General features: G+C 41.8%; 17 protein-coding genes. 12 read left to right on the forward strand and 5 right to left on the reverse strand.

From position 1 onward, the window contains the following. The first annotated feature begins 61 nt into the window (after positions 1 to 61). From AN213_RS17145 to AN213_RS17155, 3 genes are read left to right on the forward strand one after another with little or no spacing between them, the layout of a single operon-like run. On the forward strand, positions 62 to 1,288 hold the full coding sequence (locus tag AN213_RS17145) for an efflux RND transporter periplasmic adaptor subunit (protein WP_095209790.1): 1,227 nt from the start codon (positions 62 to 64) through the stop codon (positions 1,286 to 1,288). A 2-nt stretch (positions 1,289 to 1,290) separates the two neighbouring features. Then, positions 1,291 to 4,425, forward strand: a complete 3,135-nt coding sequence (locus AN213_RS17150; RefSeq protein WP_055199219.1) for an efflux RND transporter permease subunit — start codon at positions 1,291 to 1,293, stop codon at positions 4,423 to 4,425. Continuing rightward, positions 4,418 to 5,815, forward strand: a complete 1,398-nt coding sequence (locus tag AN213_RS17155; protein ID WP_055199220.1) for an efflux transporter outer membrane subunit — start codon at positions 4,418 to 4,420, stop codon at positions 5,813 to 5,815. The genes AN213_RS17150 and AN213_RS17155 overlap by 8 nt, the downstream gene beginning before the upstream one ends. Positions 5,816 to 5,849: 34 nt before the next feature. Here AN213_RS17155 and AN213_RS17160 read toward each other — a convergent pair whose 3' ends face one another. From AN213_RS17160 to AN213_RS17175, 4 genes are read right to left on the reverse strand one after another with little or no spacing between them, the layout of a single operon-like run. Next, the gene (locus AN213_RS17160) at positions 5,850 to 6,338 is read right to left on the reverse strand and encodes a DUF3299 domain-containing protein (RefSeq protein ID WP_054552700.1); all 489 of its coding nucleotides are present in this window, start codon (positions 6,336 to 6,338) and stop codon (positions 5,850 to 5,852) included. Between the two features lie 8 nt (positions 6,339 to 6,346). Beyond that, positions 6,347 to 7,639 (reverse strand): FtsX-like permease family protein, encoded by a 1,293-nt coding sequence (locus AN213_RS17165; protein ID WP_055199221.1) that lies wholly within the window; start codon positions 7,637 to 7,639, stop codon positions 6,347 to 6,349. Further along, positions 7,626 to 8,324 (reverse strand): ABC transporter ATP-binding protein, encoded by a 699-nt coding sequence (locus tag AN213_RS17170; protein WP_055199222.1) that lies wholly within the window; start codon positions 8,322 to 8,324, stop codon positions 7,626 to 7,628. Before AN213_RS17170 ends, AN213_RS17165 begins: the two co-directional genes overlap by 14 nt. A 16-nt stretch (positions 8,325 to 8,340) precedes the next feature. Further along, entirely contained in the window at positions 8,341 to 9,414 is a 1,074-nt protein-coding gene (locus AN213_RS17175) for a CDP-glycerol glycerophosphotransferase family protein (RefSeq protein ID WP_236702935.1), read from the reverse strand. Between the two features lie 217 nt (positions 9,415 to 9,631). Between AN213_RS17175 and AN213_RS17180 the strand changes: the two genes are divergently transcribed. The 9 genes from AN213_RS17180 to AN213_RS17220 all read left to right on the forward strand — a co-directional run bounded on the left by AN213_RS17180 (position 9,632) and on the right by AN213_RS17220 (position 18,711). Further along, on the forward strand, positions 9,632 to 10,738 hold the full coding sequence (locus AN213_RS17180; protein ID WP_054561015.1) for a phosphoribosylaminoimidazolesuccinocarboxamide synthase: 1,107 nt from the start codon (positions 9,632 to 9,634) through the stop codon (positions 10,736 to 10,738). 167 nt (positions 10,739 to 10,905) lie between these two features. After that, a complete protein-coding gene (locus AN213_RS17185; RefSeq protein ID WP_055199223.1) occupies positions 10,906 to 11,556 on the forward strand; it encodes a methylamine utilization protein in 651 nt (216 codons plus the stop codon). Further along, on the forward strand, positions 11,546 to 13,861 hold the full coding sequence (locus AN213_RS17190) for an EAL domain-containing protein (protein WP_055020757.1): 2,316 nt from the start codon (positions 11,546 to 11,548) through the stop codon (positions 13,859 to 13,861). The genes AN213_RS17185 and AN213_RS17190 overlap by 11 nt, the downstream gene beginning before the upstream one ends. After that, on the forward strand, positions 13,848 to 14,681 hold the full coding sequence (locus tag AN213_RS17195; protein ID WP_055020756.1) for a DUF3034 family protein: 834 nt from the start codon (positions 13,848 to 13,850) through the stop codon (positions 14,679 to 14,681). The genes AN213_RS17190 and AN213_RS17195 overlap by 14 nt, the downstream gene beginning before the upstream one ends. Further along, entirely contained in the window at positions 14,681 to 15,100 is a 420-nt protein-coding gene (locus AN213_RS17200) for a group 1 truncated hemoglobin (protein ID WP_055199224.1), read from the forward strand. The genes AN213_RS17195 and AN213_RS17200 overlap by 1 nt, the downstream gene beginning before the upstream one ends. Positions 15,101 to 15,184: 84 nt before the next feature. Continuing rightward, positions 15,185 to 16,252 (forward strand): CDP-glycerol glycerophosphotransferase family protein, encoded by a 1,068-nt coding sequence (locus AN213_RS17205; RefSeq protein ID WP_055199225.1) that lies wholly within the window; start codon positions 15,185 to 15,187, stop codon positions 16,250 to 16,252. After that, positions 16,249 to 16,656: an adenylyltransferase/cytidyltransferase family protein gene (locus AN213_RS17210; protein WP_054561010.1), complete on the forward strand. Its 408-nt coding sequence runs from the start codon at positions 16,249 to 16,251 to the stop codon at positions 16,654 to 16,656. Before AN213_RS17205 ends, AN213_RS17210 begins: the two co-directional genes overlap by 4 nt. A gap of 145 nt (positions 16,657 to 16,801) precedes the next feature. Further along, the gene (locus AN213_RS17215; RefSeq protein ID WP_236702936.1) at positions 16,802 to 17,872 is read left to right on the forward strand and encodes a capsular biosynthesis protein; all 1,071 of its coding nucleotides are present in this window, start codon (positions 16,802 to 16,804) and stop codon (positions 17,870 to 17,872) included. Further along, on the forward strand, positions 17,872 to 18,711 hold the full coding sequence (locus AN213_RS17220; protein ID WP_055199227.1) for a sulfurtransferase: 840 nt from the start codon (positions 17,872 to 17,874) through the stop codon (positions 18,709 to 18,711). Before AN213_RS17215 ends, AN213_RS17220 begins: the two co-directional genes overlap by 1 nt. On the opposite strand, the gene AN213_RS17225 is transcribed toward AN213_RS17220, so the two are convergent. Next, on the reverse strand, positions 18,686 to 20,224 hold the full coding sequence (locus AN213_RS17225; RefSeq protein WP_055199228.1) for a sulfotransferase: 1,539 nt from the start codon (positions 20,222 to 20,224) through the stop codon (positions 18,686 to 18,688). The two genes, AN213_RS17220 and AN213_RS17225, sit on opposite strands and share 26 nt — an antisense overlap. Positions 20,225 to 20,308 lie beyond the last annotated feature (84 nt).

The following is a 20,308-nucleotide window of genomic DNA, read 5'->3' on the forward strand; positions in this document are numbered from 1 at the left end:
ATCTATGTAGTATTGCAACAGATAGCAAGATAGAGACAGGCTTAAGGAATGAGAAGGTTGTATGCTATTAAACAAATACGTCATAGGGTGCGTGTGCTTAGCGGCACTGGTGGGTTGTTCTAAAGAGCAACCTCAAGTTATCGTTGAGGAAGTGGTTACCGCTGAGGTTAAGCAGTTTGATGTGCCGCTGTATGGGAATTACGTGGCGCGTACAGACGCATCACTTGATGTTGAAGTACGCGCACGGATCACCGGCTTTGTACAAAGTGTTGAATTTGTTGAAGGTAGTTGGGTAAACGAAGGTGATTTACTCTACACCATTGATGATAGACCCTACCGAGCTAAGCTTAATCGCGTTAAAGCCGCACTACAAAAAGACCAAGCAGCGCTGGCAAAAGCAAAGCGCGATGTTACTCGTTTAAAACCCCTCTACGAGCAAGATGCAGCAAGTCAGCTCGACTACGACAATGCAATTTCTATCCAAGAGCAAGCGCAAGCGTCATTATCAGCAACCCAAGCAGAACTTGAAGAAACCAAGCTCGATTTAGAATATACCCGCATTACGGCGCCAATTAGTGGCATGGTTGGTAGCTCTGAAGCCGATCTTGGTGCTTTGGTTGGCAGTAATGGTATTTCACTCCTTACCACCATTCAGCAAATAGACCCTATTTTCGTTAATTTTAATATGTCGGCACTTGATTATTTGAATGCCAAGCGACGTATGACCAGCATGATGGAGAAGCTACAAGCCGAGCAACAAGGCAAGGCGCTAGAAGGCTTTGTACGTATTTCTTTGCCTGATGGCAGTGAGTATCGATATTGGGGTGATGTGAGTTTCACCGACCCTAAAATTAGCCCGAAAACGGGCACCTTTAAAGTAAGAGCAAAGCTGCCTAACCCTAATAGTGAGCTATTACCTGGGCAATATACAAAAGCACGGATTAAATTATCCGAATTGAAAGATGCCATTGTCGTCCCTGAAGAAGCTACACAAGTTGAGCAGGGCGGTATTTATGTAATGGTGGTACTTGATTCAGGTGAGATAGAGCGGCGCTTTATTGTTGTTGAGCATTACGGTGAACAAGGAATTGTTGCTAGCGGTGGCTTGAGTGCGGGTGAGCAAGTGGTGGTGAAAGGTTTGCATCGCATTCGTCATGGTCAGCAAGTAAAAGCGATTTCGTTAGCCGAGTTTGAAAAACGCCGATTAACGCCAAACACGGGCACTACTCCACTGGCGCCAGATAAACCAAGCAAACAAGATGATGAAAAAAATCAGCAGGGAGCTTAGCTATGTTTTCGCATTTTTTTATCAAGCGTCCAGTGTTTGCTATCGTTATTTCGTTAGTTATTTTACTCACAGGCTTGGTCTCGCTCTTTACCCTACCCATTGATCAATACCCAGATATTGCTCCGCCGTCGGTTAAAGTGTCTGCTTCATTCCCCGGCGCAACGGCAGAGACCGCATCTGAGTCGGTAGCCATTCCTCTTGAGCAAGAATTAAATGGCACACCGAATATGTTGTATATGGAGTCAAAGGCAACTAATTCTGGCAGTGTTGGGATCACACTCACCTTTGATGTTGGCACCGACCCAGATCTCGCCCTTGTTGATGTTCAAAACACCGCAAGCCAAGCAGGCAGTAATTTACCTGTTGATGTGCAAACTGAAGGGGTGAATGTCTCTAATGAAAGTTCCGTTGAGCTGTTGAAACTGGCACTGACCTCTGATGACCCTCGCTATGACGAAATCTATTTGAGCAACTACGCCAGCATCAATGTTGAGGCGGCTTTAAAGCGTGTTCCGGGGGTTGGTAAAGTGCGTAACACAGGCTCGCGTTCGTATGCTATGCGGGTCTGGTTAAAGCCTGATATTTTAGCGGGCTACGAGTTAACCGTGAATGATGTGACCGCAGCAATCAAAGCACAAAATAAAGAGGCCGCTGCTGGGGAGATCGGGGCTCAGCCAATGAGCGATGCAATTAAGCTTAACTTTCCGGTACGAGCACAAGGTCGGCTTAATAAGGTGGATGAGTTTAATAATATTATGCTGCGAGTTAATAGTGATGGCTCGATGATCCGTTTGCGAGATGTTGCAAAGATTGAGCTAGCTTCCTCTGCGTATACTTTAAATTCAAAACTAAATGAACAGCCCGCCACTATTTTGCAGGTTTATATGTTACCAGGCTCTAATGCATTAGCGGTTACAGAGCGTGTAAAGGCTGAGATGGCTCGCCTGAGCGCAGCTTTTCCGAAGGGTGTGAAATGGCAGCTTTTTTATGATGCCTCTGAGTTTATCAAGCTGTCGATTAATGAGGTGATCAATACCCTTATCCAAGCGCTGATCTTAGTGATTTTAGTGGTGTATTTATTTTTGCAAAACTGGCGAACAACTTTAATACCTGCGTTAGCTGTGCCGGTGTCGATAGTGGGTACCTTTATCGCCTTGGCTGCATTTGGTTTTACCATTAACAATGTCAGTTTATTGGCTATGGTATTGGCAATCGGCATCGTCGTTGATGATGCGATTGTCGTAGTCGAAAGTGTTGAGCGACTGATCAATGAGCAAAATATGGAGGTCGTTGCTGCTACTAAGCAAGCGATGACAGAGCTTTCTGGCGCCATAGTGGCAACCTCTTTAGTACTGGCAGCGGTGTTTGTTCCAGTGTCTTTTTTAGCTGGTATTACGGGCATTATGTACCGAGAGTTTGCGATTTCAATTACCGTTGCGGTACTCATTTCGACCCTAGTTGCGCTAACCTTGAGCCCTGCTTTATGTGCGATTTTCTTAAAACCTAGCGCCCCATCAAATATTAAGATTTTTAATAAATTTAATAACTGGCTTGAAAGTGTTGGCGAAAAATACACTTGGCTTGTAAAGGCATGCTCTGAAAAAGCAAAACGTAGTTATATTGGCTTTTTTATAATGATAGGTGGCTGTTACTTTGTGTTTAGCCAATTACCAAGTAGCTTTATGCCGCAAGAAGATCAAGGACGCTTTTTTGTTGATATTACCTTGCCAGATGCGGCAACGGTCTCACGTACCAATGAGGTGATAAGTAAAGCTAACCAATTTGTTATGAGCCATGCTGGGGTGGCTTATTCATTCACGCTAGCGGGTGAAAACCGCCGTGCTGGTAGTGCGCAATCACATGGTCAAATGGAGGTGATTTTAAAGCCTTGGCAAGTGCGTGCAGAGCAAGGTTTTACGGTCACAAGTGTGATGAATGATATACGTAAGCAGCTCTACGCCATTCCCGATGCTGAATTTAATGTGTTTCAGCCATCGGCTGTGGCGGGGCTTGGTTCCGGCTCTGGTGTTGAGTTTGCGCTGCAAGAAAAAACAGGAGGCAACTTAACGAGTCTGGTTGAATCGCTCGAGGTACTGCTGGCAAATTTAAATAACCGCCCTGAAGTTGCTAAAGCAAGTAGCTCACTGCGTGGCTCAGTACCCCAGCTGTTTTTGGAATTAGATAGAGAAAAAGCCATGGCATTAGAGGTGCCGATTGCTGATGTTTACAGCACAATGAAAGTGCTTACTGGCTCATCAACAATTAATGACTTTAATTTATTTGGCCGGGTTTATCGGGTTAAAGTTCAGGCTGAAGATGAATTTAGGGCACGCCCTGAAAACCTCAACGAATTTTATGTGCGTTCAAAAAATGGTGCTATGGTGCCATCAAATGTGCTTGCTAAGTTAAATTTAACAACCGGTCCGTCTGCAATAAATCGCTTTAATATGTTTACCAGTGCCATGGTGAATGTATCGCCAGCTAAAGGCTATGCATCGGGTGATGTAATTAACGTAATTAAAGAAGAAATGGCAAAACTACCGCCTAACCTTGGCTATGAATGGACAGGATTAACCTATCAAGAAATTCGCTCATCGGGTCAGCTAAGTATCGCTATCAGCCTTGCTATTGTGTTTGTATTTTTATTTTTAGCGGCGCTCTATGAAAGTTGGAGCTTGCCGTTTGCTGTACTACTAATAAGCCCGATTGCTATGTTGGGAGCCTCTGTATTGACCTTAGTGACGGGGCATGAAAACAATTTATTCTTCCAAGTCGCCTTTATTGCCTTGATCGGCCTTGCGGCAAAGAACTCAATTTTGATTGTTGAGGTGGCAAATCAGCTTTATCAGGAGGGGATGGATGCTACTGATGCAGCAATAGAAGCCGCCCGTTCTCGCTTTCGGCCTATATTAATGACTGCAGCCTCTTTTGTGCTTGGTGTATTGCCGTTAGTACTTGCTTCTGGCCCCGGAGCGGTTGGTCGACAGTCGGTATCTATGCCTATTTTAGGGGGGATGTTACTGGCAAGCTCTATCGGCATAATATTAGTGCCGCTGTTTTTTATTACCGCTGCACGCTTTGTAAAAAAACAGCAAACACCGGCCTCTAAAGTAGTAGAGGAGCAAGTCGATGCATAAATTGTTACCATTGCTTTGTTTCGCTTGCATTCAAGGCTGTGCTGTAGGGCCTGATTTTGAAGCACCTGAGCATAGTGAAGTTGCTAATTTTATGGGCGCAACAGCAACGCCACAATCGGAGGCTTTAGCGGGCTGGAAGCAAATTTATAGCGACCCTCATTTGCAAAAGCTGATTAGCCAAGCGCTTCTTAACAACCAAGATATGTTAATTGCGCAATCGAAAATTATTGAAGCGCGAGCTCGGTATCGAATTACGGATGCCGCTTTATGGCCTGATGTGAATGTAGGGCTTACTTCAGAGCGAGAAGAAGAGCCTAATAGCAGCCCAGAAAATACCTTTGATTTAAAAGGTTACTTAAGTTGGGAGCTAGATTTATTTGGTAGTAACCGACGCGCAAGCGAAGCCGCACTGGCAAATTATTATAGCCAAGAGCAAGCAAGAAACGCGTTGCAGCTCGCCTTGATTGCTGATGTTGCTCAGCAGTTTTTTGCCCTCAAAGAAGTTGAAGAGCAATTAAAAATTAGCCTGAGTACGATTAAGCTTCGCGAGAAGGAGCTTGAAATTGCGCGTATTCGTAAAAAAGGCGGTATTATTTCAGGGCTAGAACAGCGCCAAGCCGAGGTTGAATTAGAGTCAGCGAAAGTGAAGATCCCTCCTTTACAGCACAGTGAAAGGCGGATTATTAATCAGTTAAAGTTTTTGATTGGTGATGCCAATGCTGATGTGCAAGGGGGGAATGAGTTATCTGTGCAAACCCTTCCTAAGCAATTACCCACAGGACTACCTAGTGAACTGTTAAAGCGTAGACCAGATGTGCAGCAAGCAATGTATCAATGGCAAGCGGCCATGGCTGAAATTGGGGTCGCAAAAGCGGCCTTATTCCCAAAACTTAAGTTGTATGCCGAATATGGCAGTGAAAGTACTGATTTTAGTGATTTGCTCGCCAGTAATTCGCAGGTTTGGTTGCTGGGCTCAGAGCTTTTAATGCCAATATTTAATATGGGGCGCAATCAGGCAAATTTAACGGTGGCGGAACAACGAGCTTATCAGGCAAGTATTCAATATCAGAAAATAGTGTTGGTGGCACTACAAGAAGTGAGCAATCAGCTTTCGAACTATCAGTCGGCAGAAAAAAGCTATGATGCGCAAAGAAGCTTGGTGCTCAGTAGCCAAGATTACTATCGCTTAGCACGCCTAAGATATAGCAATGGTGTTGCCAGCTCCCTTGATTTAATGGATGCACAGCGCCAGTTATTTTCGGCAGAAATTGCGTTATCGCAGGCAAAAAATGATCGTCTGCAAAGCCTAGCAACGCTTTATAAAGCCCTTGGTGGCGGGTGGTATGAATTAAGCGAACAGGAACTAGAAAAAGAAAAAGTGGTGGATTAATTTAAAGAGCATGCAAAAACATGCTCTTTAAAACTTATAACTCAAATGGTGCTACACCGACGGCTTTCATTTTATAGCCGACTTGGGCAATTTCACCAGACCAGGTTTCGGTGCTGATAACGCCTGTCACGACAATCGCATCGTAGAGGCTTTCGATTGGTACGCCGTCTTTAATCGTGACATGCACAATTTGATTTGGTGGCGGTGGTGGCACGTGGATACAGGCACCAAAATAAGGAACCAATAAAAACTCGGTGATCACTTCGCTGTCGCCTTCAAGCGGAACAACAAAACCAGGCAAACTCACTGATTGGCCATTAAGCTCTTTTACCACGGGTGCATCAAGGTCTGGTTGCACCCAGTTTTGCTCGCTACCTTCATGGTTTGCTTGCGCTTGGGTGTCGATTTGGACATGACCTTTTGGAATTAAATCTTCCCAGAAGATTTCTTTAGGTGCGCCAGCATTAGCTCCAGCACACACAACTAATGCGACTAAAGCGACGAATTTTCGAAAAAACGGCATAACATTCCTTAAATTTTAATACTCATACCATCAGCAAGAGAGTAGAAATACGCGCGAGTTGCGGGAATTAACCCAACAATAAAGCCTGCAACCATTATCGCAGCTAAAAGCATGAGTTCATAGGATGACAATAAGGCTATATTTAGGCTTATTCCGGCATGGCTTTGCAAGTAATCTGCGCCGAGTAGCATTAAAGCATAGAATAATGCGATACCAACAATGCAGCCAAGCCCTGTAATGAGTAATGATTCGACACTGATCAAGGTGAAAATATGCCAAGGTCTTGCGCCAACAGAGCGCAAAATTGCAAGTTCTCTGCGGCGTTGATTGAGGCTTGAAAGCAGGCTCGTTAACATGCCAAGCAAACTGATCAGCACCACGACGATAGAAAATAATAGCAATATTTTTTCAACGATAGAGAGCATTTCCCATAGTTCACGCAAAGTAACACCCGGCATGATGGCAAGCAGTGCCTCATCTTTGTATTGGTTGATATTACGACGTACTTGTAAGGTATAAAGAGGTGAATCGAAACCAAGTAAAAAAGCGGTTATTTGTTTTGGTGTGCCAACTAAATCAACATCATCATGCTGGTCGTGGTCGTGGTCGTGGTCGTGGTCGTGGTCATTTGCATCAGCCTGAGCGGCTTCATGCTGATGAGCATGACCACCATGAATCGCTTCAATTGCTGCAAGTGGAATATGCAGGGTTTTATCAACAGGCGTGCCCGTTGGATTTAAAATACCGACCACTTTAAATGGGTTATCGTCATGATTATGAAAGCTGGTATTGCCCATGCCGTGCGCAATCACTACTTCGTCACCAAGCTGATAGCCAAGGGTATTGGCAACCTCAGCACCTAATACAACCTCAAATAAGTGATTAAACTCATGACCTTGTGAAAAGCTCAACGACTGCTTTTTAGCAAAGCGATAGTGCTCAAAATAGTCTTTATTTGTACCAAGTACAGCTAAACCTTTATGGCTGTCGCCAAGTGACATAGGAATAGCCCATTTCACACCCCGTTGCCCTGAGATGTATTGGTAACTTTTCCAACTCACGCCATTATTAGCATGACCAATGCGAAATACCGAAGACAGCAGCAACTGGATATCACCGGTACGCGCACCGACAATTAAATCAGTGCCAGAAATTGTATTGCTAAAGCTACTTTTAGCATCAACTCGAACCCGCTCAATCGACATCAATAACATTACGCTGATAGCAATGGTAAATAGGGTGAGTAGGGCGCTGGCCTTTCGGTTTAATAAACTTTTTGTGGCGAGTTTAATGAGTAGCATCTGTGCCTCCTTGTAACTCAACAAGGCTGATACTGCGGGTAAATAGCGATTGTAATGTCTCATCATGGCTAACAAAAATTAGCGTGCTATTTGCTGCACTTGCCTGCTCAAATAACAATTTTACGAATGCTTGGCGATTTTGTGTGTCGAGTGCTGAGGTAGGTTCATCTGCAATAATAATTTCAGGGCTGCCAATAAAGGCTCGCGCTGCGGCAACTCTTTGTTGCTGGCCAATACTCAGCTGTGCAACTGCTTGATGCTGCAAGTTATCATTTAGCCCTAAAGCGCTCAGTAAGCGGCTTGCTTCAGCGGCTATTGTTGCACTATTTTTTAATGCGTTTTTTTGCCTTTGCTTTGAAAATTGGCAACCTAAAGTCACATTTTCAATAGGCGATAAATAAGGTAGTAAATTAAAGTTTTGAAAAATATAGCCAATATGGTCGGCACGAAAACGGTCCCGTTTACTATTACTAAGTTGGTTAATCGCTTTACCAAGCAGCTCGATATTGCCCTGTGTTGGCACTGTGACGCCAGCAAGCAATGATAATAACGTTGATTTACCACAACCACTCGGACCGTGAAGAAAAACATGTTCGCCTTGATCAATATCTAGCTTAGTAATATTGATCGTCGGCTCGGGTTGTTTTGCGTGCCATTTAAAAAGCACATTTTCAAGCGTGATCATAACGACCTATGAATTGTTACCATCGCCAGTAATTTAATTTTCTACGCATTTTAAAATTACGAATAAAATTACGTGGTTTCGGCTTAAGTGCAGGATTGCTCAATAGTAATTCATTGCTAGCAGCAAGTACACGTTGACTCGATAAGCCGTCTTGATATGGATGCAGTTGCTGGCAGAAGTGCTCAATTTTCGCCATTAATTCAGCAGGCTGTGTGAAGGCATAATCAATCGCTTCAGTTAGTTTATTGACATCTGTAATATCAATAAGATGTTCGCCAGGTGCTTGATTGCAGAAAGTTACGACAGGCTTTCTTTGTAAGATAAACATAAGCAAAATGGATGAGGTATCACACAGCATGACATCCGCTGCTTGCAACAGCGGTAATACATTATCTGTCTCGACAAAGGTTAGATTGTCGTTTTGTAGAGCCTTGTATTGTTCAACAAGCTCGCTTGGCATTTTCGGGTGAAATTGCACCAAAATTCGCCACTTTCCTTGCTCACTGTATGCTTTTATTTGTTCGTATAATTTAGGTGCAAGAGAAAGGCGCTTTGAGAAAGTCGAGCAAATCAATAAGGTTTTTCTGTTGTCATCATAATTTTTGTATGGATTGTTTTCAATCTCACTAAAATAAGGATCGAGCGTCGGCCAGCCCGTTTCTTTTACTTTAAAGAATCCATGTTGCTGGGCAAGCTCTAAAAAAGTAGTCGTGGTTGTTGGCCCTTGAGTGCAATATAAGTCGAAGCACCCTCGAATATTAAAGTGATTATCAACACCTTTATTCATGCGCTTTCCTGAATTGAAACCATGGAAAACAGCTACTTTTTTACCAGGGATGAAATCCGGCACCACATTCCCTGGTACATACACGATATCTGGGCGCCAGTCTTTGAGCTCATCTACTGATAATAATCGAATCTCATCTTGGTGAAGGAAGTTTGGATTTACTTCATCGCCGTACAAAAACCAGCGAACTTCACCACCTCGGGCTAAAATCTCCCGTTGTAATGGGCGTAAGATCGCGTACGAATAGTTCTGCGAAATAAACATTAAATATTTTTTTTCTGCGGTAGCTGCTAAGTAATCCAAGAAAACCTCCTATTTCGAGGGCACTAGTATAGCGAAATAATGTTTATGACAGCAAAATTACTGAAAGTTTAAATTTTTATGGTTTTTATTACATCCGCAGGCTACTGATGATAGTGCAATGATTGAGCTTTCAAAGCGTCTAGATTATTATAGGCGGCCATAACCCCAATCCCATACATGTGCTCACAAGAGCATGCCAAATACTATCGGAGATAGCATGACTAGCTATAAAGTTTTAGACGTAAACGATGATTTACCGATCCGTACTAAAGGTGCGGTACACAGTGGTAAAGTGCGTTCAGTTTATTGGTTAACTGATGAAGACAGCGCTCGTTTAATTAATGACAAAGGTTATCAAGTTCCAAAAGGAACTGAGCTAGCTATTATGGTTATTTCTGACCGTATTTCTGCGTTTGATTGTATTTGGCAAGGTGAAAACGGTTTAAATGGTGTTCCTGGTAAAGGCATCGCGCTAAACTCTGTGGCATCTCATTGGTTTAAGTTATTTGATAAAGCAGGCCTTGCTGGTAACCATATTGTTGATATTCCACACCCTTATGTATGGATTGTGCGTAAAGCAAGTACTGTAAAAGTTGAAGCCATTGCTCGCCAATATATTACTGGCAGTATGTGGCGTGATTATGCGAAAGGCACGCGTAATTTCTGTGGTATTGACTTACCAGAGGGACTAGCTGCGAACCAAAAGCTAGATGAAGTTTTAATTACGCCATCAACGAAAGGCATTATCACAGGTGTTACTGACATTCCTGAAGTAGATGATGTGAACATTACTCGTGAAAACATCACTAATAACCTATCTGTTTTTAACTTCAAGTCTGAAGACGATGTGGCTAAATATGAGCAACTACTTGTTGAAGGCTTTAAGCTGATCAGTGATGAACTTGCGCAGCTTGACCAAATCTTTGTCGATACTAAATTTGAATTTGGTTATGTTGAAGACATTGATGGTTCAGATAAGCTTATCTACATTGATGAAGTAGGCACGCCTGATTCATCACGTATCTGGGATGGCCCAGCTTACCGTGACGGTAAAATCATTGAAAACTCAAAAGAGGGTTTCCGCCAGTTATTAATTAATAACGTGCCAGACAGCGATGTGTTATTAAATAAAGACCGCATGGACGAGCGTGAGCAGCTTGCTAAAGACTACACCTTGCCAGAATCAGTGATGCTTGAAGTGTCTGATACTTACGTTGGCATTGCGAGTAAAATCATTGGTCAAGAAATTACTATTCCAAGCGACCCTCGTAGTGAAGTAATCGCTATTTTAGATAAAGAATACGGCTTAATTAAGCACAATTAATTGCTATTTTTTTAACTTAGATATGCTCTAAGTCAATATTATTAAAGCCAAGTTGGTTTTCTACTAAAACTGCTTGGCTTTTTTCTTGCTTTTCATACCCTCTCTCATTAACTTAAGCTAAGATTAATCTATACTTATTAGCAAACTAGGCTAAGCAAGGTTCAATTATGACGTTTTTTGCGCACTGTGCTCGCACGGTATGTTCTTTTGTAGTTCTGTGCAGCACAGCAACTGCATTCGCTGCTGATATTTCATTTACCGTTCGTGATCAATTTGGTAAGCCTTTGGCTGATGCTGTAATCGAATTAGAAAATAATGCGAACTTACCGAGCACGCAATTACCCGTTGCTGTGATGGATCAGGTAAATAAGCAGTTTTCACCTAATGTATTGGTGATACAGCAAGGGCAGTCTGTTGATTTTCCTAATAGCGATAATATTCGCCATCATGTTTATTCTTTTTCAAGTGCTAAACCTTTTAATATTAAGCTTTACGCTGACCGTCCAGAAAAGCCTGAGTTGTTTGATAACACCGGGGTTGTAGTCTTAGGCTGTAATATTCACGACTCTATGGTGGGTTATATCTATGTCGCAAATAGCGCTAATACACTAAAAACAGCAGAGGATGGTAAAGTACAATTAAAAGGTATTACTGTTCCAACTAGTATAACGATTTGGCACCCAAACCAAGCAAGTGAAATCAATAAAAAATTATCAGTCACTGTAACTGAGCAAGTCGCTGATATTACAATTAATACGAATGAACCTGCACCGCGTAATACGTTTGGTGAGATGTTTAAGGCAGATAATGATTCATAGTTTAAGAGGGCGGATCATAGCCTTATGCGTAAGCCTGGTTTTATTAACTAGTTTAGTCAGTTTAGCGAGCTCTTGGTGGTCGACAAATCGCTTTAATGATCAAAAGTTGCGTGAAGATATTAATGTCGCTGAAAATGTTTTTAAGCAATATTTAAGCGCTAAAGAGAGCCTGCTATTAACTGCTGCAAAGGTGCTGACCGCAGATTTTGGCTTTAAACAAGCGGTCGCAACTCAAGACGCCGATACCATTAGTAGTGTATTGAATAACCACAGTCGTCGAATAAATGCTGATTTGATGTTGCTTGTGGATTTATCAGGGCAATTGGTCTCAGCAAATACTGAATTTAATCATAGGCCAGATGAGTTTTCTGCATTGATGAATGAATTACTCATTGATGCTGAACAATCAAATTTCATTGTACTTGATCAAACCCTTTACCAAGTTATTTTACTGCCAGTACGTGCGCCGCGAACTGTTGCCTACAGTTTAGTGGGGTTCGAGATTAACGATCTGGTTGCTGCAGAGCTTAAAAACCTCACCACAATGGATGTGAGTTTTATTGGTGAAGATGATGGTGTGGTAGAGACATCGCTGCCCAAGCAACCACAAAGCACCTCTGTATTAGCGCATTTTAATAACGAGACAACGCAGCGCATATTTGGTGAAAAGCCGGTCTATAGAAACCGCCTAGTTGAACTTCCATCTTTGCCCGGACACCTAGTTTCTGTGCTATTAAGTGCTGATTTAACCCAGAGTTATCGTGAGTTTGAACAGCTGTTTTTCACCATTATTGTGCTTGCTGCTATTACGGTTGTGATAGGCGTATTGACCAGTGGAATCTTAGCTAAAAATCTCACAACACCGCTTTCAAAGCTTACTTTACTTGCGCAGCAATTTGCCCGTGGCAACTATAAAGCTGAATTTGTAGGTAAAAAGCAAAGTAGTGAAATCACCACCTTAATTGATGCCTTTAACAACATGGGTAACGACATTAAAGAGCGTGAACAGCAAATAAGTTTTCAAGCTAGCCATGATTCATTAACTGGCTTTTATACCCGTTCTGCTATGTTAGAAAACATGGAAAACTTGTTTGCCGAAGGGGCTGAGTACACACTGGTTGCTATAGATATCCGCGGCCTTCGCCATATCAATGATAAATTAGGGCCGCGTATTGGCGATGATTGTCTTAAAGCGGTTGCTGAGCGGATTGGTGAATACTCAGCTCATCATAATGGTGTTAATGCTCGGATTGGCGGTGACGAATTTTTAACTTTATTGCCAGCCGATGAAACTAAACAATTTAAAGATGCGGTAATGAAGTTAGTTGCTCAGTTACAGGCTGGCTACTTAATTCAAGGCTTAAACATTACGTTACGCTTTAGTGTTGGGGTGGTGCATTGCCTTTCGCAAAATGTCAGCCCTGAGGATTTAATGCGTCGCTCGTTAATTGCTGTTGATACCGCATCTTGCGAGCATAAAACTATTCATTATTATCAAGAAGGTGAAGACGAAGAACATCTTGAGCGCCTAGCAATAATTGATGAACTTAAGCAAGCCCTTGTTGATGATGACGGTCAGCTGTTCATGACCTATCAGCCAAAACTAAATATTAAAACTAATAGCATTGATAAAGTTGAGTCGTTAATCCGCTGGCAGCGCAAAGACGGTCAGTGGGTTTCACCAGAACTGTTTATTGATTTAGCAGAGCAATCGGGGGTGATTGTTGAGTTAACTTCTTGGGTTGTTAAAACCGTAGTGTCGCAAGTTGCAGCATGGCAACAGCAAGGTATTACTATGCAGGCTGCAATTAATGTTTCTGCGCAAGATATTGCATACCCAAGCTTTTACTCACACCTTGCTAAACAGTTAGAAAAACATGCTGTTAATGGGCGCTTGATCACAATTGAGCTTACAGAACGCGATATGATTGAGAACGAAGAGCAAGGTATTAAGGCGCTAGAAAACCTCAAAACCTTGGGGGTTAAAATCTCGTTGGATGACTATGGTGTAGGGCAAACATCGCTTGGGCGCTTAAAGTCATTACCGATTGATGAGCTAAAACTTGATAAGTGTTTTATTTTGCAATTAGATCAGTCTCGTCAAGATCAATACATAGTGCAATCTACGGTTACTCTAGGTCATCAGCTGGGCTTTTCGGTTGTTGCTGAAGGGGTTGAGAACAAAAATTCACTGGATATTTTAGTGCAAAATAAATGCGATTATGCACAAGGGTATTATTTAAGTAGGCCACTAAAATCAGAGCAGTTTTTGCAGTGGTTAGAGGTGTACAATGAAGCGTCTTAATTGGTTGTTTGGGTTAACTTGCCTTGCTTTTACAAGTTCAGGGTTAGCTGCATCGGGTAAATTATTAGCAACGCCCGGAGTCTCCCAAGTTGAAGGTAGTGCGGGTGGTGGTATTGTCCCTTGGGCGCAACTTGCAGGCTATGCAAGTGATGATGAAATAGCAATAAATGGTTTTTGCAGCCGTGCAGACGTGAGTGATTACCGCTTAGATGTTTGTGGCGCGCAGCTAAATATTTATGATCGCGTTGAATTTAGTTACGCAGAGCAACGCTTCGAAGTTCCGGCATTAAATACCGATATTGAGCAATCAATTACAGGAGCGAAAGTGCGCTTATACGGCGATATCGTTTACAGTAAATGGCCGCAGCTGAGCTTGGGTGTGCAACATAAATCACTGGATGACGGCAGTATCGCAAACCTACTCGGTGCCAAAGACACCAGCGGTACCGACGTATATCTTGCTGCTAGTAAACTACATTTGGGCGCGCTTGCTGGGTATAACTGGTTTTGGAACACCACCTTTCGTTATAGCGATGCTAATCAGCTTGGCTTGTTAGGCTTTGGCGGCCCTGATAGCGATAAAGAATTGTTATTTGAAGCATCTACCGCGGTGTTTTTAACCCACCAAATAGCCGTGGGTGTTGAGTATCGTGAAAAGTCCAATAACCTAGGCTTAGGGGAGCAAGATTGGCAGGATGTGTTTGTTGCTTGGTTTCCTAATAAGTATGTTAGCGTGACTGCTGCTTGGTTAGACTTGGGAAGTATTGCTGGGGCTAAGGATCAAACAGGTTGGTATCTTTCTGTAACAGGGTATTGGTAATGATGAAAACACTTTTTACATTTGTATTTGCCGTTATGTTAGTTGGTTGTGCAAGTAGCAACAATAGCACCTTGTATCAGCAAATTAATGGCGAACAAGGAGTTGAAAAACTGGTTGATAGTTTTATCAATCAAATAGGCCGTGACGAACAAATTTTAGCTTATTTTAAACAAACGAATGTCGCCCATTTTCGACAAGGCTTTATTACTCATTTGTGTAGCGTCACAGACGGTCCTTGTGAATATAAAGGCGATAATATGGTTGATATCCACACCGGAATGAATATCCCTGAAAAAGACTTTAACCGTGTGGTAGAGCTTTTGATTAATGCTATGGACGAACAACAGATCCCGCAAACGGTACAAAATCAAATCCTTAGCCGCCTAGCCCCCCTTCGCCCTGAGGTAATTAACATTTAGCTAGAACAAACTTTAATTGTGGGCTGAAACAAAAATGTAATTTATGTACAATAGCTCTTGGTTGAAGTTATTAAGTTGTAAATAATGCGGTTATATTTTGATGTTCGGCATCTATATTACATTCCACAGTACTTGCCTGTTTTAAAGGAGTTAAAAGCAAAAGGCTACAAAGTTTCTATGGTTTTCTATGAAGAGCAGGATGAGCGAAGTCGTGCAGTATGCTGTGACTTTATAGTTAAAAATGCAATAGTTGCAAAGTGGTTAACAAGTACAAATGAAACCTTTGACTTTTATCAGAACTCAGATGCAGATTGGGTTGTGTTTGGCAATACATTCGCAGGTGCTGAGGATTTAAATAAAAAGACCGTACTGATGCAGCATGGTATAGGTCCAAAGCAGTGTTATTACGACGTATCGAACAACAAAATGACAGTACGGTTTGTTGAAGGTGAACACCGACTGCAACGTTTAAGAGAGCTTTACCCCGAAGGTAACTTTATTGATAGTGGCTATGCAAAATTAGACCCTATTTTTAATCAGACTCTAGGTACTATTAACCTCAAAAACCTAGGCCTAGATCCAACAAAGAAAACCTTGCTGTATGCACCTACTTTTTATCCAAGTTCTTTAGAATGTTTTAGCGATGATTTTCCTGAGCATTTTGATGAATTTAATATTATCGTTAAGCCTCATTTCTTTAGTTTGTTTAAGAAAAAATATAAAAAACAACGCCTAAAGCTTGAGAAGTGGGCTAGCGCTAAGAATGTTTACCTTGCTAATGAGTTCGATTTTGACCTTACTCCTTTTTTAGAACTTGCTGATATAATGATTTCTGATGCATCGTCAGCCATATTTGAGTTTGCAGCATTAGAAAAGCCTGTTATCTGGTGTGATTTCTATAAGCTGCGTTGGTCTTACAAAGGTATTTTTTCTTATAGGTTAAAAGCTCGACTTGATGAAGATATTAAATACTTCAATGAGCTATGTACTCGTGCAGGAAGTTATAAAGATTTAAAGCAGTTATTAACTTCAAGTGTTAACGAAACAGCCGAATTTAAAGAAAAAAGAAAAGAAATAGTCTATAAACTGGCAGGTATTACGGATGGTTACTCTGCTAAGAGAATTGTATCTTATTTAGAGGAGCACCAATGAAACGGGTAATTACATTTGGCACGTTCGATATTTTTCATGTGGGACACATCAATATATTAGAACGAGCTAAAGCGTTAGGAGATTATTTAATAGTTGGTGTATCTTCCGATGAACTAAACTTCTCTAAGAAAGGTCGAAAGCCCGTATATAGTGAAGCTGATAGGCTGAAAATTATTAGTTCATTGAAGTGTGTCGACGAAGTATTTGTAGAGCATTCTCTAGAATTAAAAGGTGAGTACATAAAAGATCATCAAGCCCATTTGCTAGTTATGGGGGACGATTGGGCTGGTCGATTTGATCAATTTAGCCAACTTTGTGATGTAACTTATTTAGAGCGTACTCCCTCTATCTCTACAACAGAAATAATAGAAGTTGTGAGGCAACCTTCAAACTGTCATTTATAATTAATAAAATAGCTGTATGCGCTTACGTTCAATCAAAAAATAAGATGTGTATATGGCTTTTTTATTTATCTCTCGCAACAATGTGCACGCCCGCTATTACAAAGAACTGACTAGGAAACTGCCTTTAAAGAGTAAAGTGCACTGCATGGGCTTACCTAGATTTACTGCTCTTAAATACTTTAGCAAGGCAATACAAATTGATTTTAGTAAAATAATTTCGGAGCAACTATTACGTAAACAAGCGCGTAATAGTTTATGGAATAACCCGCTAATAATTAAAAGTTACTATGCTTTGATGCTGCTGGTGGAGCGGTGTCGGTTCGCTAAGTATTATGATTTATTGAAGTTAGAATCGCCACAAGCTTTAGTCATTTGGAATGGTAATAAATTACCGAATGTTACTGTTTGTATGGCTGCTAAGGCATTAGGAGTGACCACCTATTACTATGAAAATGGGTTACTGCCCGGAACAACAAGCTTAGATCCTAAAGGTATTAACTTTGCGGCATCTGTACCACGAGATAGTCAATTTTATTTAAACTTTGATCCGCAAGGGGAGTTACCATTCTCTGCACCTGATTTAATCCCAAGAGCAAATCATAAAAAGCGCTGCAAGTTTGACGCAATTGAGTTACCCAAAAAATACTTATTTGTGCCATTTCAAGTTCCACACGATACCCAAATAGCATGTTACTCTCCTTGGCTTAAGTCAATGGAAGAGTATTACGAAGCTGTAGTTTCAGCAGTAAATAAGTTAAATGACCCAGAGCTTAAAGTCGTTTTTAAAGAGCACCCTTCATGGCACAAGCACTATGAGCACTTGTACGATAGAAATGATGTTGCCGTTTTTGCCAACGGAAATTGTACTCGAGAGCTTATCAATGGCGCTGAAGCCGTGATCACTATTAACTCGACCGTTGGCTTAGAATCTTTATTACTTGATAAAAAAGTGATTACCTTAGGGCTTGCTTGTTACAACATTGATGAGCTTGTACTACATGCGAGTGATCAAGCGACTTTGATTAAGTGCTTAGAAAAACTACAAAATGGCTGGCAGTCTAACAGTATTCTGAGAGATAAGTTTTTTACCTACTTAAAGCATGTGTATTGCTTGCCTGGTGTTTGGAAAGAATGTACAACTGAGCATGTTGAAGCGGTCGAAAAGCGCTTAACTCAACAAGATACATTTGCACAGTTATCGCAAAAGGAAAGCTAATGAAGAACATCGTCTCGCCAGAATGGCTTAACGAGCATTTAAACCTGGATAACTTGGTTATCTTTGATGCAGGAATGCTACGTCCTGGTTTACCGGGTGAGTATGCACCTAAGGCGATGCTTCCTAATGCACAGCGTTTTGATTTCAAAAAGACGCTGGCAGATAACAGTAATCCTGTACCAAGTATGATGTGCAGTAGCGAGCAGTTCACAGAACATATGCAGCTTGCTGGTGTTAACCAAGACTCTCTAGTTGTGATTTATGAGGATCAAGGCTTATTCAGTTCAGCCCGTGCGTGGTGGATGTTTAAAGCCATGGGCTTTGATAACGTAAAAGTTTTAAGTGGCGGTTTAGCTAAGTGGCAGGCACTTGGCTTTGCTACACAAGCAAGCTATTCAGCTGCTTCTGGTCAAGGCAATTTTGTTGCCAGCCCGCGTGCTGATTACTTTATTAGTGCTGAGCAAGTACTTAACTCACTTGACGAACAAAGCACACTAACACTCGATGCTCGCCCTTATGAGCGCTTTACCGGTGAACACGCTGAGCCGCGCGAAGGTATGCGCAGTGGTCATATTCCAAATAGTCGCAGTTTATCTCTAGCAACAGTGCTAAATAACGGTGAGCTTAAACCGCTTAGCGAATTGCAGGCATTATTTGAACAACACATAGCGCCGCATCACACCCAGTTGCAGTTTAGCTGTGGTTCAGGTGTAACCGCTTGTGCAATTGCATTGTGTGCCGATGAATGCGGTTACGCTAACTTACGTGTTTACGATGGCTCATGGAGTGAGTGGGGCGCTCGTCACGACCTACCTATTGAAACAGGTCCGCACCAATAAACTCAGCGTAATTTTGCCAGCTGCCGATACTGTTTTTATTCAATGGCTGGCGAATTTGCTTTTTACTCGCCGTGGCTGATGCCGCATTGCTTTTATAAAAAGTGAGGCAGTTTTCCTGCCAGCTTAAATCACAAAACGCATAGAGCTTTTGAGTTTGTAGGGTCGGCTCAGCCACCAATTGCTCATAGCTTTGCAAAAAAACGCTCTCAGGATACTTGTTGGCAAAATGACTGACTAATGCCGAGTAATCTTGATGGAACGAGGCAATATCTTCAAGTGTAAAACTGTAGTGATGAAACACACTTTGCGGGCTATACATCTGCCTAAAATTGGCAATGCTGCAATCTTGCCAGCCCCGCTGCATACAAACGATTTTCGCATTAGGAAAAGCCGCTAAAATAAAATCAATATAGTAAAAGTTAAATGGCTGTTTATCACAACTTCTTAGGCCGTCACTTAGCAGCTCGGCTCTCTGTTGATAGTTAGCCAGTGCTGTTTTTATTGCCTCAGATTCATATGCCTTATCGAGCATTTCGCTGTCTATTACACGAGCTGATTGCGTGGCGTCTTGTATGAGTTGCGCAATATCATTTAACTCCCCAACCCCTTGCAGTTGTGTACTTTGATTAAGGATTTTTTCAACTAAGGTTGTGCCAGAGCGGGGCATGCCAACAACAAAAACGGGTGAGAACTCAGAGTCACTACTAGCTGGTGCTTGCTGTTTGCTTTGAGTAATGAGCTTTTGACAAAAGTGGTGGTGTTGGCTTGCTTGATAGTTAAGTTTACCGGCTATCGCTTGCTTACTTAGTGCAAAGTATTTAAATGCATTTTTGTAGTCATTAAGGTGCTCATAATTAAGGGCAAGACTATGAAAATACACTTGCTGTTCAACAATGCTTTTTTCTTTATCCGCCAAGGCTTGTAGTTTTTGTATATGTTGCTTGGCATCTACTTTCGTATTGAGTTCAGCCTGCGAATAGTGGGCTTGATAAAAGCTAGGTTGCTTTGTGGTTAGTTGCTGTAATAAGCTTTTAGCCTCATCGAACAGTCCGTGAATTTTATAACACACCGCCAAATTATAGCTAATTTGTGGGTTATCTTTATTGCGCTGGTAGGCTGCTTGTTGGAAGCTAAGAGCGTTGTCATAATGCCCTAAACGGGTCGCAATGTTGGCTAATGTATCAAAGTCTGCGCCACTAAAGCCAGCTGTTTGTAGTGCGCTTTGATAATGCACAGCTGCATTACTTACTTTGCCTAACAGTACGTATAACTTGGCAAGTGCTAAATGATAAACAGCAAAAGGGGCTAGGCTTAGCGCTTTTTCAAGGAGCTTAATAGCTTTGGTGATATCGCCAGCTGCGGTGTTGACTTCGCCGAGTAAAAAGTAACAAACGTGGTCTTCAGGATTTTGTTTTAGGCGCTGCACAAGTAGGTGATGTGCATCGTTTAGTTGTTTATTTGCTAACAACTGTTGGATATGAGCGCGAAGCGCTTGTTGGGTATCATTTAGCATAAGCGCATATTATATCAATTCACCAGAAACTTAATTTTATACCAATCCGCAATAATACTTAATCATTTTGAGGGATTAAACCTG

It is taken from the genome of Pseudoalteromonas sp. P1-8, assembly GCF_001399985.1.
Lineage (GTDB): Bacteria > Pseudomonadota > Gammaproteobacteria > Enterobacterales > Alteromonadaceae > Pseudoalteromonas.

Bases quoted from the DNA above. Each gene is read 5' to 3' on its own strand.
- AN213_RS17190 (WP_055020757.1), top strand. From the start codon at position 11,546: ATGATTCATAGTTTAAGAGGGCGGATCATAGCCTTATGCGTAAGCCTG.
- AN213_RS17205 (WP_055199225.1), top strand. From the start codon at position 15,185: ATGCGGTTATATTTTGATGTTCGGCATCTATATTACATTCCACAGTAC.
- AN213_RS17195 (WP_055020756.1), top strand. From the start codon at position 13,848: ATGAAGCGTCTTAATTGGTTGTTTGGGTTAACTTGCCTTGCTTTTACA.
- AN213_RS17200 (WP_055199224.1), top strand. From the start codon at position 14,681: ATGATGAAAACACTTTTTACATTTGTATTTGCCGTTATGTTAGTTGGT.
- AN213_RS17165 (WP_055199221.1), bottom strand. From the start codon at position 7,639: ATGCTACTCATTAAACTCGCCACAAAAAGTTTATTAAACCGAAAGGCC.
- AN213_RS17155 (WP_055199220.1), top strand. From the start codon at position 4,418: ATGCATAAATTGTTACCATTGCTTTGTTTCGCTTGCATTCAAGGCTGT.
- AN213_RS17180 (WP_054561015.1), top strand. From the start codon at position 9,632: ATGACTAGCTATAAAGTTTTAGACGTAAACGATGATTTACCGATCCGT.
- AN213_RS17220 (WP_055199227.1), top strand. From the start codon at position 17,872: ATGAAGAACATCGTCTCGCCAGAATGGCTTAACGAGCATTTAAACCTG.
- AN213_RS17170 (WP_055199222.1), bottom strand. From the start codon at position 8,324: ATGATCACGCTTGAAAATGTGCTTTTTAAATGGCACGCAAAACAACCC.
- AN213_RS17185 (WP_055199223.1), top strand. From the start codon at position 10,906: ATGACGTTTTTTGCGCACTGTGCTCGCACGGTATGTTCTTTTGTAGTT.
- AN213_RS17215 (WP_236702936.1), top strand. From the start codon at position 16,802: ATGGGCTTACCTAGATTTACTGCTCTTAAATACTTTAGCAAGGCAATA.
- AN213_RS17225 (WP_055199228.1), bottom strand. From the start codon at position 20,224: ATGCTAAATGATACCCAACAAGCGCTTCGCGCTCATATCCAACAGTTG.
- AN213_RS17145 (WP_095209790.1), top strand. From the start codon at position 62: ATGCTATTAAACAAATACGTCATAGGGTGCGTGTGCTTAGCGGCACTG.
- AN213_RS17160 (WP_054552700.1), bottom strand. From the start codon at position 6,338: ATGCCGTTTTTTCGAAAATTCGTCGCTTTAGTCGCATTAGTTGTGTGT.
- AN213_RS17150 (WP_055199219.1), top strand. From the start codon at position 1,291: ATGTTTTCGCATTTTTTTATCAAGCGTCCAGTGTTTGCTATCGTTATT.
- AN213_RS17210 (WP_054561010.1), top strand. From the start codon at position 16,249: ATGAAACGGGTAATTACATTTGGCACGTTCGATATTTTTCATGTGGGA.